This is a genomic window from Adlercreutzia sp. St.1H8 (assembly GCF_059728655.1).
In genome coordinates this window covers 270,357-288,396 of the sequence record NZ_AP039376.1, presented here as the reverse complement: position 1 = coordinate 288,396, position 18,040 = coordinate 270,357, and the positions used below count along the sequence as shown (strand labels likewise).

Sequence of the window (18,040 nt, the reverse complement as noted above, 5' to 3'; positions counted from 1 at the left end):
CGCTTCAATCCTTACGCCTATGAGGGCCTTTGCCTCGCGCCGCCCCCTTGGCGGCGCCGACCCTCTCCTGCCGACCGATTGCCGTTCGGCCGACCTTGGTTCTCGAGTCATCGCGACGAGCCACAGAGCACCCCCCCCCCATGCCACCCTGGAGCCCTTGTTTTGCCAGGCTCTTAGGCGATGGAAGGAGACGCGCGGAACGCCCCGATTTCCACTTTTGGGCATAACTATCCCAAAGGTTGCTTCATTGTAACCTTTCCGTTACACGAAGCCAAGACTTTTTGACATGAAATAAGGTGACTGGAAAGCGTACAAATTCCGCGATCCACCTTGCAAAACGATAAGCGCCCCAATCCCAGATGCCCCTAAATCGGGCCAGACAGCCCCGCACGCAATCGCACCGCGAAAGCAACGGTCTTTCAACTATGAATCACCCGACTTTCCACAATCGTCACACTCCCTCCACATCCCCTGCCCCTCCCCCTACGCCGGGCACCCGCGCCTCCCGGCGCACCCCGCACTACCCGCAGCGCGCCCTCCGCGGTCGCGCATCCCCGCGCACCCCGCAGCGCGCCCCGCGAGCCGAGCCCTCGCCCCCCCCCGGCGCACCCCACACAGCCCACCACGCCCTCCGCGCCAGGCACTCGCCCTCCCGGCGCACCCCGCACCACCCACCACGCCCTCCGCGGTCGGCATCCCCGCACAGCCCGCGGTCGCCCCCTACGCCGGGCGCCCGCCCCTCCCGGCGCACCCCGCACTACCCGCAGCGCGCCCTCCGCGGTCGCGCACCCCCGCACACCCCGCGGTCGCCCCCCCAAGCCTCGCGTCGTGGCGCCGCACACTCGCGTCCCCGCGCAGCCCGCAGCGCGCCCCATGTCGGGCGCCCGCCTCTCCGCCGCTGCGTGCATCCCCGAGCCCCCCCCCATCGTGGCGCCAAGCTCCTGCATCCCCGCACAGCCCACAGTACGCCTCGCGCCGGAAACTCACCCCCCCCCTGTGCATCCCATGTCGCTCGCGACGCGCATCCCATGCTGCATCCCTGCGCCGCCCAACGGCACGCACCCCCCCCGTACGCCCACCGTCCTTGCATGGCGCGTCCGCCCCGCCACCCGCTCCTATCTCCCTGATTCTCAAATGTCCCAAATCAATCCCATTGACAATTCGCCACTATCCCAAAAACATCCCACCGAAACCCGTTGTCTCTCATATTTCCTTACCCTCCCCATCATCTCTCGACTGCTTTGCCTTTGCGCCATCTCTCGCACTGCCTCACCCTTTCCGCCGTCACTCGCACTACCTTGCGCCTCCCGCCGGCTTTGCCGCATGTGCCCCTATCGCCCCCATCGCATCCACGAATGCATCGACGCGCTGTATCGTCCGCACCAGCACCCCGTACCGCCTACTCACCCCCTATCTCACCTTCGCTTTTGCCCCACTCGCTCTCTCTTCGTCCGCCCCCTCTTTTCTTCATGCCCCTTCCCTCCCCTTGTCCTCCCACCCTCCCTACTCCTCTCCTTTGCTCTCCCGCCCTCCTACCCCCTCCCTCTTCCCACCCTCCCTTCTCTCGACCCTTCTCCTTCACTGCGTTTTTGCCTCACCCGTCTGCCCCCTCCCCCATCCTCCTCCCCTTCCCCTCTTCCTCCTTCTCTTCCCCATTCCCCTCCTCCTCCCCTCCCCCCCCCTCCCTATTCCCCTTCCCAGCTCCCCCTCTCCGTTCCCCATCTCCCTTCCCCGACCCCCTCGTCGCCGCCCCTCCTATCGCCCTCCCCAACCTCGCCTCGATTAGGCGCGCTCTTACTGCCTTCGGGTTTGCGGGGGCGTTTCTGCGTACGAATGTTTCACGTGAAACAATGGGGATCGGTTTTCAGAAAGCGTACTGATGTTTCACGTGAAACACTTCACTTCACGCGCGTCCTTCACCCCAACGGTGCGACGAGACCGAGGGCGCACACAGAGACCCCTCCTAGCAGCAGGGTTCTCGCATTCAGTTTTGTTGTACTTGTTTTGGTACTATCAGATTTCGAAGTACCTAAATAGGGTCATCTATATCGATGGTTCCCAGAGGCGCACCTCAGGTTCCAGCCTGACGCTGGAGCGCTCCTCTACGCGCTCCTGAATCTGCGCGATGAGGATCCTCACGTCGGCGGCCGTGGCGTCTCCGGTATTCACGACGAAGCCGGCGTGCTTCGTCGACACCTGGGCGCCTCCCACAGCGAACCCCTGGAGCCCTGCGTCCTGAATGAGCTTGCCGGCAAAGTGGCCCTCTGGTCGCTTGAAGGTGGAGCCCGCCGACGGCATGTCCAGGGGCTGCTTCTCGTCCCGCCGCTGCGCCAGGTCGTCCATGCGCGCGCGGATGACGGCGGGATCGTCGCAGGTCAGGCGCAGAATCGCCCCCAGCACCACGTAGCCGCGCTCCATCATGAGGCTCGACCGATAGCCCCAGGCCGCGTCGGCGGCGGGCACGTCCACCACGGCGCCCTCGGGCGTCAGGCAACGCACAGAGACGGCCACGTCCGCGAACTCGCCACCGTAGGCGCCCGCATTCATCACCGCCGCGCCCCCGACGGTGCCGGGAATGCCGCTGGCGAACTCGTATCCCGCCAGTCCTGCCGCGCAAGCAGCCTCTGCCACTTCTGCGTTCGTGGCTCCCGCCTGCGCGAACACCAGCCTCGTGCGGGCGGCCTCGTCATCGGGTCGCGCGTCCGTCGCGTCCCCCGCGGGAGCGCCCGCCCCGGATGTTTCACGTGAAACACTCGGGACGCCACCGGGCAGAACGGACGCTCCGCCGAGAGCCGCCTTGAGCGCCGCGACCCCCGCGACGACGGCGGCCGCAGCCGCACCGCGCGAGCCGCGCTCCACCACGCCAGCAAGCGCGTCCGCGATCTTCGCCGCATCCGCAGCTCCCACGGGCCGCACCGCATCCTGCGCGTTTCCCGCAACCCGCGCCGCGTCCGCGGTTCCCGCCATGCTCGCCGCGCCTGCTGCGATCACGACCCCCGCCGCATCTGCCGCATCCGTCACGCTCGCCACGTCCGCCGCAGCTGCCGCATCCGCCATGTCCGCGATCCCTACGTGCCTCATCACGCCCACTGCGCCCGCACCCGCATCCACCAGGCTCGCAGCCCCCGCAGGCTCCGCAGCGCCCGCCGCGCCTTCCGCAGGCTCCGCGTCCACCGCATCCGTCACGCTCGCCGCCCTCGCCGCGCCTTCCGCAGTCCCCGCAGGCTCCGCAGCTCCCACCGCGCCCGCCGCGCCTTCCGCAGGCTCCACCGTGTCTGCGGCCTCCACGCTCTCCGTCGCGCCCGCTGCGGCCGCAGGCTCCGCCGCGCCCTTCACGCCTTCCGCGCTCGCTAGGCTTACCACGTATGCGGCGCTCGCCGCATACGCCGAGGCACTCGCAACACGACCCCTCTCTGCACAGCCCTCCCCAGCGTGCGCGACGTCTTTCGCGGCATCCGCCTCTTCCGTGCGCTCCGCTCCCTCCGAGGAAGCCTCCGGGGCCATCTCTATGGCGGCAAAGCGGTCGGCGAGCTTAATGATCACCTCGTCGAGGCCCTCGTCAGCAGCGAGGATGTTCGAACCCAGGCCCAGGACGCGCCAGGGCCAGCCAAGGCGACGGCAGGCCAGCACCACGGCGCGCACCTCTTCCTCGCTCGACGGCAGTGCGAGCCAGCGCGCCGGGCCTCCGATGCGAAACGTCGTGTGCGCCGCCAGGGGCTCGTTCTCGCGCAACCCGTCGTCGCCCAGAATGGCCCGCAGCTCGGCCCCTACCTGCTCTTCCGTCGCACGCACGACCCGCTCCTCTCGCTCACTGCCACTTTTTCGCCCCATAGTGGCAGAAAATGGCAGTTTGGTACGCTTGCCGGAGCCTTTTCAATCAAAAGAACGCCATTTTCGCCGCACGCCTCACCAAGCAATTTCGCTGACCTGGGGTTTTGCAAAAGTTTGCACGCAAACAAAGATGGCGAAGCGTACCAAACTGCCATTTTCTGCCATTCCAGCGCCAAAACGTGGCTGTGGGCACCCGGGCGCCCGCCTCCACACACCTGCGGGGCGCGCGGCGCCATCCGACACCCTGCGCTCGACGCTCGCGTGCGGCCACTCGACGCCACGGGGCGCGCGACCTATGCCGCGCCTGGCCTCCGGCACCCGCCCCCCACGCGTCCGCGGGGCATCCGGCACCGCCCAACCCCGTCATCACGCCGACCGACGACGGACGCATCCCGACGCCCGCCCACGCGCTCGAGGAACGCGCCCGGCGCCCCGGCATCGCGCGACCCGGCCCTGCCCCCAGCCGACACCGCCTCCCCAGCCTGCCAGCGCCCACGCAACCCGCGTGTCGCCCGCATTCGCGCGCCGCGCGTCGCCCGCAGAACCGCGCTAGTCCTTCTCGCCCGGCTGGCGCATGGTGATCTCCTGCGCCTTCACCGACACGCGGGAATGCGGCGGCACCGAGCTCGTCACGAACGTGGAGCCCGCGATAACAGACCCCCTCCCCACCACGGTCTCGCCGCCGAGCACGCTGGCGTTCGAGTAGATGGTCACGTCATCCTCGATGGTGGGATGGCGCTTCACGCCGGCCAGGCGCTGCCCGCCGCGCGTCGAGAGCGCGCCCAGCGTGACGCCCTGGTAGATCTTCACATGGTCGCCGATCTCGGTGGTCTCGCCGATGACGACGCCCGTGCCGTGGTCGATGAAGAAGTACTCGCCGATGGTCGCGCCGGCGCCGATGTCGATGCCCGTGCCGCTGTGCGCCAGCTCGGTCATAACGCGCGGGATGATGGGAACACCCAGCTCAAACAGCACATGGGCGATACGGTACACATAGATGGCGTACAGCCCCGGGTAGGTGAAGATGACCTCCTCCTTCGAGCCTGCGGCCGGGTCGCCGTCGTAGAGCGCCTGCACGTCGGTCAGCAGCACGCGCTGAACCTGCGGCAGCTCGTCGAAGAAGGCGGTGCAGATCTCGTTGGTGCGCTGCTCGATCTGCTCGGGAGTGCTCGCGCCGTCGTCGGTGTACTTGAGCGCCGTGATGACCTGGGCGCGCAGCACGCGCTCCACCTGCATGAGCGTGTCGCCGATGAAGTAGCGCGGGCTCGTGTACGGCGAGAGCATCTCCTCGCCGAAGTAGCCGGGGAACAGCACGCGGCGCGTCTCCTTCAGCAGCATCTTGATGGCCGAGCGGCTGGGGAAGTGACGGCCGGGCTTAGTGAAGAAGATCTCGTCGGCCTCGTAGTTCTTCTCGATTCCGGCGACGATGCGCTCGAGGTTGTCTCCGAACATGGGTGTCCTCCTTCGTGGTGGGCGCCGGGCGCGACAGCCGGCACAGGCGGCGAACGACGGGCGGCGAGCGCCCGGCACGTACGGCGCGAGGCGTGGCCCGCGGCACGACGACCCCAGCAGTTTGTCTACCAATAGTGTAGGGAATGTCCGTCGATTTATTTGGCACAAACTGAAAATATGGCCGGCAGGCCCGCGGCAACGCCTATACTCCTTGCGTAAGGCAATCGGCGGCAGCCCGAGCGCCCCGAGCGACACGGGCGGGCCCCCTAAACCGTGGAGGTAAGACAGTGGGCGGCTTCTTTGGCGCAGTTTCGCATCGCGACGTGGTTCTGGACGTCTTCTTCGGCGTCGACTACCACTCTCACCTGGGCACACGACGCGCAGGCATGATCTTCCACGAGGAGGGGTCGAGCTTCCAGCGCCAGATTCACTCCATCGAGAACACCCCCTTCCGCACGCGCTTCGAGGACGACCTGCCCAAGTTCCGCGGTACCACGGGCATCGGCTGCATCAGCGACACCGATCCTCAGCCGCTGCTCGTCCGCAGCCACCTGGGCACCTTCGCCCTCACCACCGTCGGCGCCATCAACAACGACGAGGAGCTGGTGGAGTCCCACTTCGTCAACCAGGGCAAGCAGTTCATGGCCATGAGCTCGGGGAAGGTGAACCAGACCGAGCTGGTGGCCGCGCTCATCAACCAGAAGGACAACTTCGTCGACGGCATCCTCCACGCACAGGAGCTGATCGAGGGCTCGTGCACGCTGCTCATCATGACCTCCGAGAGGCAGATCATCGCCGCGCGCGACAAGATGGGCCGCCTGCCGGTACTCGTCGGGCGCGACGGCGAGGGCCACTGCATCGCCTTCGAGTCGTTCGCCTACCACAAGCTGGGCTACGAGGACGCCTACGAGCTGGGCCCGGGCGAGATCGCGCGCATCACCGCCGACTCCATCGAGACGCTCTCCGCGCCGCGTGACAAGATGAAGATCTGCGCGTTTCTGTGGGTGTACTACGGTTACCCGAACTCCAACTACGAGGGTATGAACGTCGAGGTCATGCGCTACCGAAACGGCGAGGTCATGGCCCGCGACGAACGCGCCCAGGGCTGTATGCCCGAGGTGGACTACGTGGCCGGCGTGCCCGATTCCGGCGTGCCGCACGCCATCGGCTACGCCACCGAGAGCGGCATGCCCTTCGGCCGTCCGTTCATCAAGTACACGCCCACGTGGCCGCGCTCGTTCATGCCGAGCAACCAGGACGTGCGCAACCGTGTGGCCAAGATGAAGCAGGTCCCCGTGCCCGAGCTGATCCGCGACAAGCGCCTGCTGTTCGTGGACGACTCCATCGTGCGCGGCACCCAGCTCCGCGAGACGGTGGACTTCCTGTACGAATCCGGCGCGCGCGAGGTGCACATGCGCAGCGCCTGCCCGCCCATCATGTTCAGCTGCAAGTACCTGAGCTTCTCGTCGAGCAAGTCGGACATGGAGCTCATCGGCCGCCGCGTCGTGCACGAGCTGGAAGGCGAGGAAGGCGTGCAGCACCTGCGCGAGTACGCCGACTCGTCCACCGAGCGCGGCCAGTGCCTGCTGCGCAAGATCTGCGAGGACATGGGCTTCGACTCGCTGCGCTACCAGTCGCTGCAGGGCATGCTCGACGCCATCGGCATCGACCCCGAGAAGGTCTGCACCTACTGCTGGACCGGCGAGGAATAGGCCGCACGCATGAGAAAAGCGCCCTGCGGGGCGCTTTTCTCATGGCCGCGCACCGCAACGGGCCGCGCGGCGGGCGGCGTAGCGCCCGGGCGCCGCGGCCTGACCCGCGTAGCGCCCGCGCCCGCAGCCGAGCCGCCCTTGCGCGCCAAGCCGCGTCCGGCGCGGGCGCTACGCCGCCTTCTTGTGGTAGACGAACCAGTAGGCCAGGCCCACGAGCGCACCGCCGACCGCATTGCCCACCGTTACCGTTGAGAGGTTGTATAGCACGCCTTGGATGGTGAGCGCGTCAACCGACACGGTGGTGGCGTAGCCGGCGGCATTCAGCACCACGCCCATGGGCAGGAAGAACATGTTGGCCACGCAGTGCTCGAACCCGCACGCCACGAAAGCGGTGATGGGAAGCAGAATGCCAACCACCTTGTCCGTCGTGGAACGCGCCCCAAAGCCAATCCACACCGCCAGGCACACAAGGATGTTGCACAGGATGGCCTTGAAGAACAAGGTGTCCCAATTAAGGGACACTTTCGACACCGCCGTCGAAATCATGACCGCCCCCACGTTGCCGCCGTTCATATCCGCCACCTGCGCCATGAACACGATGAACACCACCACCAGCGAGCCGACCAGGTTCCCCAGCCAGACGATACCCCAGTTCTTGAGCATGCCGCCCAGCTTGATGCGACGGCTGCTCAGCGCCGTCACCATGAGCGCGTTGCCCGTGAACAGCTCGGCACCGCAGCAGAGTATCAGCACCAGGCCCACACAGAAGCAGACGCCGCCCACCACACGCTGAACGCCGAAGGGCAGCGTCGCGTCGCCGAGGAACGTGCAGAAGAACATGCCGCCGAAGGCGATGAAGGCGCCGGCCATCACGGCGAGCACGAAGCACTTGGCCGCCGGCAGCTGGGTCTTGCCGACGGCCAGATCCTCGGCCTTGGCCTCGATGGCCGCAGGCGCCAGGGCGTCGGGCTTGAGTGGTTGCAGGTCGGCGGGCTCGATGGTCATAGGAGGTCTCCTTCGGACGACGGGTCGGGCAGACGCAGCTCGCGGTGCAGGCAGGATGCTGGCGCAAAGGGCGCCGCCACCGTGCGCGGCCTCGCCGGGCGACGGGTCTCCGCGCGATGCGCGCCGGCGACACATTAGCGCCCACTATAAGGCGTTAACGCAGCCGGATGGCCCGCGATTCGGTAACGACGACGTCCACCGGCGCGTCGTGCTCCTCGAGCGCGGGAAGCGCCGGCAGCAGCACGGCATCGCGGACAAGCCCCGCGGACACGCCGGCGAACTCAGCCAGAAAGCGATCGTAGAAGCCACCGCCGTACCCGATGCGAAACCCGCGCCGATCGAACGCCAGCCCCGGCACAAGGGCGAGGGCGTGCGGCCCGACGGCGTCCGGCGCCACCGCGCGCGCAGGGTCAGGCGCGGGCTCCTCCATTCCGAAGCGACATCTGACCAGGCCATCCAGGGTATCCACGACGTACCACTCCATGGCGCGCGTCCCTGGCACGCAGCACGGGAGCGCCACACGCTTTCCGGCGGCCCACGCCTGACGGATGATCGCGCGCGTGTCTACCTCGGGCCCGAACGAGAGGTAGGTCAGCACCGTGTCGGCCGCCGCGAACTCCGGCAACCCCGCCACGCGCGCCGCGATGCCCGCGTCCGCCCGCTCCCGCGCATCCACTGCGAGCGCTGCACGCTCCGCGAGCAGCCGCGCCCGCAGCCCTGCCTTCTCCCCCGCCTTGCCCGTCACGTCGCGCTCCTTCCCCGATGGTCGCCCCATTATAGGCCGCGCCCCGGCGCCGGGGGGGCAGCCGCCTAACGCGAAACGCCCTCGCCGAGCAGGCCGTGCCCCGGCGCCGGCCCTCGGCAGCCGTCTCACACGAAGCGCCCTTGTCGGGCAAGCCGTCGACCACGCGCCTCGCTGCCGAAAAGAACCTCGCTGCCACGTTTTCGCCAATTCGTGGCACAAAAGGCGAGTTTGGTACGCTCTCACACGCCACGACCGACAAAGGGGCAGAACCCGACCTGGGGTTTTGCGCGCCGCGCCTTCGCGAACGCTCCCCTCACGAGCGAAAATCGCCTCGCTCACCGTACCAAACTCGCCTTCTGTGCCATCTTGCCGCCGAAACGTGGCATCGGAGGGGCAAGGGGGGGGGTGGACGCAGCGTTGCGAGGATGCAGGCGAGACGGGCACGAGGGCGCGGGCATTGGGCAGACGACAGGCGCGCTACCGCGGGGGGGTGAGGCAGGCGGGGGCGGACACAGTGTCGCGAGGACGCAGACGAGACGGGCGCGAGGGCACGGGCATTGGATAGACGGGGGGCACTACCGGGGGCACTACCGGGGGCACTACCGGGGGCACTACCGGGGGCACTACCGGGGGCACTACCGGGGGCACTACCGGGGGCACTACCGGGGGCACTACCGGGGGCACTACCGGGGGCACTACCGGGGGCACTACCGGGGGCACTACCGGGGGGCGCTACCGGGGGGCGCTACCGGGGGGCGCTACCGGGGGCACTACCGGGGGCACTACCGGGGGGCGCTACCGGGGGGCGCTACCGGGGGGGCGCGAGCGAGGCAGGCGGGGTGGATAGCAGAGCATGCGACCGGCTTGCGCGCCCAGCGACAGGGCGCCGCCCGCAATCGCGCAGGGACAGGCGCGTCGCGCTGGGGCATGGTAGAATTGGCGGCGATGTGCCGGACGCGAGGCGCCGCCTGCGAGGAGGGGATCGCCATGTTCCAGATGAGCGACGAGGAGTTCGAGCGCGCCGTCGAGGAGGCGCTCGATGGCATCCCCGACCAGTTCATCCAGGCGCTGCAGAACGTGGCCATCGTCATGGAGGACGAGCCCAACGAGTATCACCTGGGCACGCCCGAAGAACCGTTCTACCCCGAGGGATCCTACTGCGACGACGAGCTGCTGGGGCTCTTCGACGGCCTGTCCATCGTCGAGCGAGCCGACGGCTACGACGACGACCTGCCCGACGTCATCACCATCTTCAAGGGCCCGCACGAGCGCTGCTTCGACAGCCGCGAGGAGGTGGTCGAGGAGATCGGCAAGACCGTCATCCATGAGATAGGCCATTACTTCGGCATCGACGATGATCGCCTCTACGAGATGGGCTATTAGCACGGAGAGCCCGCCGGCTGGGTCTTTCGGCAGAAGCGGGTGCCCGAATGGAGAGGATACGCCCGGACGCGTGTAGTGTTTCACGTGAAACATCGTGCTCGCGGAGGACGAGCGTCCCGCCAGGGGCGAGGCGGCAGCGGAAGGACAAGGCCCGCCGGGGAAACGTGGCAGGGGACAAGGCCCCGCCGGGGGACGTGGCAGCGGAAGGATCGCTGCGGCCGTCGGCGCCGGCGCGCTTGGAGGCGCGGGGGGCATGGCGGTGGAAGGGCCACTGGGGCCGTCGGCGCCGATGCGCTTGGGGCTCGGCCCAGGAACGTGGCGACAAAGAGGCCGCCGGGGGCCAGAGGCGTCGAAGTGCTTGAAGGAGCGACAGAGGGCGAACGTCCCGCTCCCGAGAGCACAGCGGCGGGGGGGCAAAAAGCCCCGTATTCAAGGGCATGGCGGCAGGGAGGGAGCAAGGCCCCGCCGGGGAAACGTGGCAGGGGACAAGGTCCCGCCGGAGGACGTGGCAGCGGAAGGATCGCTGGGGCCGTCGGCGTCGACGCGCTTGGAGGCGGGGGGCATGGCGGCGGAAGGATCGTTGGAAAGCTTGAGGGAGCGCTCCGCCGGGGGGCAGTAGACGCAAGACGCGGGGCGCCGGCATCCGGAGGGGCTGCGCGGATACGAAAGGTCAGAACATGAACATCACGGTGTACTGCGGCTCAAACCCCGGGGCCGACCCGCGCTTCTGCGAGGCGGCGGAACAGCTGGGCGCGTGGATCGCGGCGGGGGGACACTGCCTGGTCTACGGCGGAAGCTCCGTGGGGCTCATGGGCGCGGTGTCGCGCGCGGCGCTCGCAGCGGGTGGGCGCGTGGAAGGCGTCGAGCCGCGCTTCTTCATCGACGCCGGCGTGGCGCAGCACGATCTGACGAGGCTTCACGTGGTCGAGACGATGGGGCAGCGCAAGGCGCTGATGATCGAGCTGGGCGACGCCTTCGTAGCGCTGCCGGGAGGCGTGGGCACCCTTGAGGAGATATCCGAGATCATGTCGCAGATCCGCCTGCGCATGGGGCCTGCGCGCTGTCACCTGCTCAACCTGGGCGGCTTCTACGACCCGCTGGCCCAGCTGCTGCACGCCATGGCGGGCCAGGGCTTCCTGGACGACTACGAGCTGGAGCGCATCTGCTTCCCCGCCACGGTGGAGGAGCTTAAGGCGCTGCTGGCCGAGGACGCCCTCGCGCTGGCGGCCACAGGCGGAAAGCGCCCCCGCGAGCCCTACTGCCCCGAGGCGCTTCCCGGCAACCGCGGCTGACCACGACGCCCGGCAGCGCGCTCGCCGCGTGATACGAGTGCAGCGCGCCTTGTTGACCGCGCCCGATCAAGTGGATACACTGGGGCGAACTTGGAATCAGTCAAGGCACGGTGATCTCATGTCCGGCATCTTAGCCCTCTAACACGCCCCCTCGCCCCACCGCAACCGGCATTGCCGGTCGGCGCGCAACCTATTCTTTCGCGTGTCGCAAGCTGAAGGCGGTGGCGCAACCGTTTCCGCAACCGCATGCTAGACGTCACCCCCCCCCTCTGGGAGGGTGACGTCCGCCTCGTTATTCCAAGGAGCCCCCATGGCCGAATCTGCCCCGCGCGGCGAATCTGCGCCCGCCAACACTGCGCCTATCAGCGCCGCGTCGCCTACGAATCCCACCGCTACGTCACCGAATGCGGCCTCCGCGCCCCTCGCCTCCGCAGCCCCGGCGTCGCCCAGCGCCGCGTCGCCTGCTGGCGCGTCGGCAGGCGCGATCCCCACATCAGGCACAACCTCCACCGGCACGCCGAGCGCGTCCGTTGCGCCGGCGGCCCCCGCGTCGCCCACGGCCCCCGCCGCCACGCCTGACGCGCCCACCGGCGCTACCCCCGCCGCCACGTCGCCTGACACGGCCCCCGCAACCCCCGCGTCTCCCGCAACCCCCGCCGCCGCGCCTGACGCGCCCGCCGGCGCCAACCCCGCCGCCGCGACCGCCGCGCCTGGCGCCAACCCCGCCACTACGCCCGCGCCCGGCCCGGCGCCCGACGAGCCCGCGCCCCCGCTCAGCGCGGCCGGGCTGCCGCTCGCGCGCAACTGGCTCGCCGTCATCGCGTTCATCTGGAGCGGCCAGGCCGTCTCCCTGATCACCAGCTACGCGGCCGGCTACGCCGTCGTCTGGTACGTCACCGAGAGCACGGGCAGCGCGCTCGTGCTCTCCGCGCTCACCATTTGCGCCATGCTGCCCATCGGGCTCGTATCGCCCTTCGGCGGCGTGGCGGCCGACCGCCACAACCGCAAGCTCATCATGATCGCGGCCGACGGCGCCGTCGGCGTGGTGTCGCTCATCGCCGGCCTGCTCATCCTGGCCGGCGACGTGTCCATCCCGCTGCTCCTCATCGTATGCGTGGCACGCGCCGTGGGGCAGGCGTTCCACGGGCCGGCCATGATGGCCGCCATGCCCCTGCTCGTGCCCGAGAAGCACCTGCTGCGCATCAACACCCTCGACCAGCTGCTTGCCTCGGTGGCGGGCATCGGCGCACCGGCCTTCGGCATCTTCCTGTACACCACGTTCGGGTTCTCGGCGGTGATGTTCCTCGACTTCGCCGGCGCCGTGGTGGCCGTGGCCGGGCTCATGCTGGCGAAGATCCCCACCGTCATCGACGCCGACGCCGAGAGCCAGCGCACGATGGCCAACCTGCGCGACGGCTGGCGCGCCGTGTCCGCCAACCGCGGGCTCGTGCTGCTCATCGGCGGCGTGATGCTGGGGATGGTCACCTTCGGACCGCTCTCGGCACTCTGCCCGCTCATGGTGCTCGATCACTTCGGCGGCGACGGCTACACGGCCTCCATCGCCGAGGCGGCCTTCGGCGTGGGCATGCTGGCCGGCTCGATGATCCTCATGGCCTGGGGTGGCGGGCGCCGGCTGGCCGGGCTCATCGCCGTGGCGGCCGTCATCGTGGGCGCGACCACCGCGGTCTGCGGCCTGCTGCCGCCGAGCGGGTTCGCGGCCTACGCGGCGCTCATGGCCGTCATGGCCGTGGCCTGCGCGTGGTTCAACGGGCCGCTCATCACGCTCGTGCAGCGCAATGTACCAGACGAGAAGATGGGCCGCGCCATGGGCTTGCTCACCGCGTCCATGGGGCTTGCCACGCCGGTGGGCGTGGCCCTCGGCGGCGCGCTGGCCGAGGTCACGGGCGTCGCAGCGTTCTTCGTGATAGACGGCCTGGCGTGCCTGGCGCTCGGTTCTGTGATGTACCTGTTTAAGTCGGTGCGCGCCCTGGACGTCCCGAAGGAGTAGACTGGCGCTATGCGCCAACACTATCGCATAGTCATCGTCGCCTGCTGCTTCTGCATCCTGTTCATCAACCAGGGGCTGCCCGCCACGTCCTTCAACGTGTTCCAGTCCTACCTGGTGGCCATGCCGGGCGTGGGCGACTTGGGCGGGTCGCTCGTGCTCACGGTGCGCTCGTTCGTCTCGCTCGTGGCCATCTTCTTCGTGAGCGCCTTCTACCGCCGGTTCAGCCTGCGCGTGGGCGTGGCTGCGGCCACCGCGTTCACGGCGGCTGGGTTTCTGGCCTACTCGCTCGCCCGTGACCTGGCGCTTCTGTGCCTGGGAAGCGTGCTGACGGGCATCGGCTACGGGTTCGGCGGCGTGGTGGCCACCACCATGCTCATCGGCAACTGGTACCGAGGGCACATCGGCACCGTGGCGGGCGCCGTGGGGATGGGAAGCGGCGTCGCGTCCATGGTGATGCCCCTGGCGGTGGCGGCCGTCATCGCCCGCAGCGACCTCTCGCACGCGTTTCTCATGGAGGCGCTGCTGGCTCTCGGGCTGGGCACCGTAGTGGTGGCGCTTTTGCGCTCCAAGCCCCAGGACGTGGGCCTGCGCCCTGTGGAGGAGCCCGCGCCAGCGGCCCCACCCGCGACGCCCGCGGCAGGCACCAGCCCCGCAGCGCCCGCGCCAGGCGCCGTCCCCGCGGCGGCTGCCCCGACCCGAACCGCCCCCGAGCCCAGCGCCCCCGCCGCCCCCGCCCGCCATCCCGGCAAGGTGCATGTAGGCGCCGCCACGCTGCCGCGGGCGGACAAGCGCCTCATGCTGGCGGCCATGGTGCTGCTGGGCGCGGTGGCCATCGTGGGCAACGGGTACTTCTCGGTGCTGCTCACGTCATCGGGCATCGGGCTGGAGACGGCGGCCCTGCTCACCGCCGTGCTCGGCACCTCCCTCACGTTGAGCAAGCTCGCCTGCGGCTGGGTGTTCGACCTGGCGGGCGCGCGGAGGGGATCGCTCGCGTTCTTCACCGTGCTCATCGTGGGGCTGCTGCTCTGCTCACTGGCAGGGCCGGGCGGCGCGGCCGACGGGTTCTTCGCCGCCGTGTTCTTCGGGGTGGGCGTGGCGCTGGCCACCACCGGCGTCTCCGTGTGGACGCTCGAGCTCTCGGCTCCGCGCGACCGGCTGGGGATGGTGCGCGACTTCCAGGTCGCCTACGCTTTCGGCGGCTTCGCCTTTAACCTGATGCCCGGCGCCCTGGCCAACGCCACGGGCAGCTATGCGGTAAGCTACGCGCTGTTCGCCGCGGCGGCCATCGCCTGCGCCCTCATCGTCGGCATCGTCTACAAGCGGCGCAATCTGCGAGAGGCTCTCCCGTTATCGTAACGAACGAAGCATTATAATAGCCGAACGCACCATACCGTAACATCAGGGTTACAGTTACTTACGGCTATAATGAGGTGACACGGTCACCTGGCATCTGAGGGGCGTCCCATGTATCACAGCCTGCTTCGCATTCACCTGATCGGCTTCGACGCCGATATGGCCGACGTTGTCGAGAAGACCGCCCCGCCGACGTCGTTCACCCGCCAGGTCACCGTCTCTCCCGCGCTGGGCGCGGCGCCTGCGGACGACCCCGCCGTCTCGCAGGCGGACGGCCTGTTCCTGCGCGTGGCCGATGCAGACGGCCTGGCCGCCGTCGAGTCCCTGCTGGCCGCCCGCAAGCCCGGCGCCGACCTGGTGCTCATCGCGCCGAACGACCTGGCCGCCGCCGCGGAGCCGTTTCTCGGCCAGCTAACCGACCTGTGGGCGGATCCCCTCTCCCCCGCCACGCTCGCTTTCCACTTCGCGCGCTGGCAGCGCGCCCGCAAGGACGCCGCCGACGCCTGGGAGACGGCCCAGTACCTGGAGGCCACCATCAATTCCATCCCGTGCCTCATCTGGTATAAAACCGCCGATGGCGTGCACGAGAAGGTCAACGACAGCTTCTGCGAGACGGTCGGCAAGACCAAGGAGCAGGTGCAGGGCCAGCGCCACGCCTACATCTGGGACGTGGAGGAGGACGACCCCGCCTGCATCGAGTCCGAGCGCATCGTCATGGAGACCGAGCGCACCTGCGTCTCGGAGGAATGCGTCCAGACGGGCAGCGACACCCGTCTGCTCACCACCTACAAGTCGCCGCTCTACAACCCCGACGGCACCGTCATGGGCACCGTGGGCGTGGGCATCGACATCACCCAGGAACGCGCCTACGAGGCCAGCCTCGTAGAGAAGACGCGCACGCTGGAGACCATCTTCACCACCATGGAGTGCGGCGTGCTCACCCACAGCATCGACGGCTCGCGCATCCTAGGCATCAACCAGGCCGCGCTCAACATCCTGGGCTACGAGTCAGAAGCCGAGCTGATGGACCAGGGCTTCGACATGATAGCCCCCACGGTGGTGGAAGAGGACCAGGCCATGCTGCGCGAGCGCATCGCCACCCTCACCCATATCGGCGACAGCGTGAGCACCGAGTACCGCGTGCGCCGCTCCACCGGAGAGATCCTGCACGTCATGGGCAACATCAAGCTCACGGAGAAGGACGGCGAGCGCTACTTCCAGCGCTTCCTGCTGGACATCACCGAGCAGAAGCTCGAGGAGGAGCGCAAGGAGCGCCACCAGCGCGATCTGCTGAAGGCGCTCAGCGAGGACTACCTGGTGGTATGCGCCTACGACCTGGACACCGACGTGAGCGAGCCGGTGCGCGTGTCCACCGATCCCGTGCTGGGGCTGGCCAACGTGTTCGGCGAGGGCCTGACGCTCGAGGAGAGCGGCGGCCGCTACATCAGCGAGCGCGTCCACGAATCCGACCGCGCCAAGATGGCCGACGTGCTCTCGCCCGCGCGCATCCTCGAGCATCTGGAGACCGACGATCGCCTGGACGCCCTGTATCGCACCGGACAAGGCGACGAGGCCCAGTTCTGCCAGGTCACCATCGTGCGCGCCGGATCATGGGACGACGGGCACCGCATCGTCATGGGCCTGCGCAACGTCGATCGGCAGATCCGCGAGGAGCTCCAGCAGAAGGAGCTGCTGGAGGAGGCCCTCGTGCGCGCCAACAAGGCCAGCGAGGCCAAGAGCGCCTTCCTCACCAACATGTCGCACGACATCCGCACGCCCATGAATGCCATCGTCGGCTTCACCACCCTGGCCACCAACCACATCGACCAGAAGGATCGCGTGGAGGAGTACCTGGCCAAGATCCAGGCGTCCAGCCATCACCTGCTGAGCCTCATCAACGACATCCTGGACATGAGCCGCATCGAGAGCGGCAAGGCATCGCTCGACGAGCAGCGCTCCAGCATCCACGAGATCATGGAGAACCTGCATACCATCCTCCAGCCCGAGGCCGACGAGCGCGGAATCACGCTGAAGGTGGACGCAGGGCCCGAGGCCGAGGTGCCCATCATCTGCGACAAGCTGAAGATCAACCAGATATTCCTGAACCTGCTGGGCAACTCCCTCAAGTTCACCGCCCCCGAGGGCGTCGTCTCCGCCACGGTGGCCGAGGCTCCCGGCGCACCCGCCGGCTGCCGTCGCTACCGCATGGTGGTGGAGGACACCGGCATCGGCATGAGCCCCGAGTTCCTCAAGCACATCTTCGACCCCTTCGAGCGCGAGCGCACCTCTACCATCAGCGGCATCCAGGGCACGGGCCTGGGCATGGCCATCACGAAGAGCCTGGTGGACATGATGGGCGGTACCATCGAGGTGGCCAGCACCGAGGGCGTGGGAAGCCGCTTCACCGTCATGCTCACCCTGCGCGAGGCCGACACGTCCGGCGATCTTGCGCCCACGGCGCCGACGCGCGTCGTGCCGTCGGACGCCCTCAAGGGCTGCCACGTGCTGTTGGTGGACGACAACCTGCTCAATCGCGAGATCGCCCTCACGCTGCTTGAGGACGCGGGCTTCGAGGTGGAATGCGCCGTCGATGGGCAGATGGCCGTCGACATGATGGCCGAGCCCGACGCCGACCGCTTCGAGCTGGTGCTGATGGACATCCAGATGCCGGTGATGAACGGCTACGAGGCGGCCCGCGCCATCCGCGCGCTTAAGGGCCCCGCCGCAACCGTGCCCATCCTGGCCATCACCGCCGACGCCTTCGACACCGACCGGCAGAAGGCCCTCGACGCCGGCATGGACGGCCACCTGCCCAAGCCCATCGAGGTCGACAAGCTCTTCGCCGCGCTCGACGCGCTGCTGGCGTAGCGCCCGGCGGGCCGGGCTCGGCGCGAGGGCTCGATACGTGGGGAGGCCCGCGAATCGCGCCCGCCGCTCGCGGGAGGGCGGGCGCGGGGGCGGCCCGACACGCCGGTTTGGGGCGTCACCGCCACATTTTCGGCCCGCAGTGGCAGTAATTGGCGTTTTGGTACGGTAAGGAGGCGACTTTCGGCTCGATTCTGAGCCGCCGGAGGGCCGGCAGACGGCAAAAGCCCAGGTCGACTGAGCGCACGCCAACGCCGGAAGCGACCGAGACCGTACCAAAACGCCAATTACTGCCACTTTGCGGCGAAGAAGTGGCGGTGACGCCCCCTTGCGAAGCGCGACGCAGCGGCAACACCCGCGCAGGCGGCCGCCGCACCCGGCCGACCCGGCCCAC

Annotated in this window: 10 protein-coding genes; 6 read left to right on the top strand and 4 right to left on the bottom strand. The window is 68.7% G+C overall.

Going from position 1 to position 18,040, the window contains the following annotated elements:
• Positions 1-2,043: 2,043 nt before the first annotated feature.
• Both murB and AC6I0Y_RS01165 read right to left on the bottom strand, forming a co-directional pair.
• Positions 2,044-3,792 (bottom strand): UDP-N-acetylmuramate dehydrogenase, encoded by a 1,749-nt coding sequence (murB, locus tag AC6I0Y_RS01170; protein WP_497732427.1) that lies wholly within the window; start codon positions 3,790-3,792, stop codon positions 2,044-2,046.
• Between the two features lie 588 nt (positions 3,793-4,380).
• Entirely contained in the window at positions 4,381-5,283 is a 903-nt protein-coding gene (locus AC6I0Y_RS01165; protein ID WP_160710392.1) for a serine O-acetyltransferase, read from the bottom strand.
• A gap of 287 nt (positions 5,284-5,570) precedes the next feature.
• Here AC6I0Y_RS01165 and AC6I0Y_RS01160 point away from each other — a divergent pair, with 287 nt between their 5' ends.
• Complete coding sequence (locus AC6I0Y_RS01160; protein WP_497732423.1) at positions 5,571-6,995, top strand: amidophosphoribosyltransferase; 1,425 nt, start codon at positions 5,571-5,573, stop codon at positions 6,993-6,995.
• A 168-nt stretch (positions 6,996-7,163) separates the two neighbouring features.
• Here AC6I0Y_RS01160 and AC6I0Y_RS01155 read toward each other — a convergent pair whose 3' ends face one another.
• Positions 7,164-8,000, bottom strand: coding sequence for a formate/nitrite transporter family protein (locus tag AC6I0Y_RS01155; RefSeq protein ID WP_201751098.1), 837 nt, complete (start codon positions 7,998-8,000; stop codon positions 7,164-7,166).
• A 154-nt stretch (positions 8,001-8,154) separates the two neighbouring features.
• A complete protein-coding gene (locus tag AC6I0Y_RS01150; protein WP_497732419.1) occupies positions 8,155-8,745 on the bottom strand; it encodes a 5-formyltetrahydrofolate cyclo-ligase in 591 nt (196 codons plus the stop codon).
• A 987-nt stretch (positions 8,746-9,732) separates the two neighbouring features.
• Between AC6I0Y_RS01150 and AC6I0Y_RS01145 the strand changes: the two genes are divergently transcribed.
• From AC6I0Y_RS01145 to AC6I0Y_RS01125, 5 genes are all read left to right on the top strand, one after another.
• Positions 9,733-10,128, top strand: a complete 396-nt coding sequence (locus tag AC6I0Y_RS01145) for a metallopeptidase family protein (RefSeq protein WP_160710566.1) — start codon at positions 9,733-9,735, stop codon at positions 10,126-10,128.
• A 677-nt stretch (positions 10,129-10,805) separates the two neighbouring features.
• Positions 10,806-11,420 (top strand): LOG family protein, encoded by a 615-nt coding sequence (locus tag AC6I0Y_RS01140; protein ID WP_497732410.1) that lies wholly within the window; start codon positions 10,806-10,808, stop codon positions 11,418-11,420.
• A 310-nt stretch (positions 11,421-11,730) separates the two neighbouring features.
• On the top strand, positions 11,731-13,428 hold the full coding sequence (locus AC6I0Y_RS01135; protein WP_497732407.1) for an MFS transporter: 1,698 nt from the start codon (positions 11,731-11,733) through the stop codon (positions 13,426-13,428).
• Between the two features lie 9 nt (positions 13,429-13,437).
• Complete coding sequence (locus tag AC6I0Y_RS01130; RefSeq protein ID WP_497732404.1) at positions 13,438-14,784, top strand: MFS transporter; 1,347 nt, start codon at positions 13,438-13,440, stop codon at positions 14,782-14,784.
• A gap of 108 nt (positions 14,785-14,892) precedes the next feature.
• Positions 14,893-17,649 (top strand): PAS domain-containing hybrid sensor histidine kinase/response regulator, encoded by a 2,757-nt coding sequence (locus AC6I0Y_RS01125; RefSeq protein ID WP_497732399.1) that lies wholly within the window; start codon positions 14,893-14,895, stop codon positions 17,647-17,649.
• Positions 17,650-18,040: the final 391 nt, after the last annotated feature.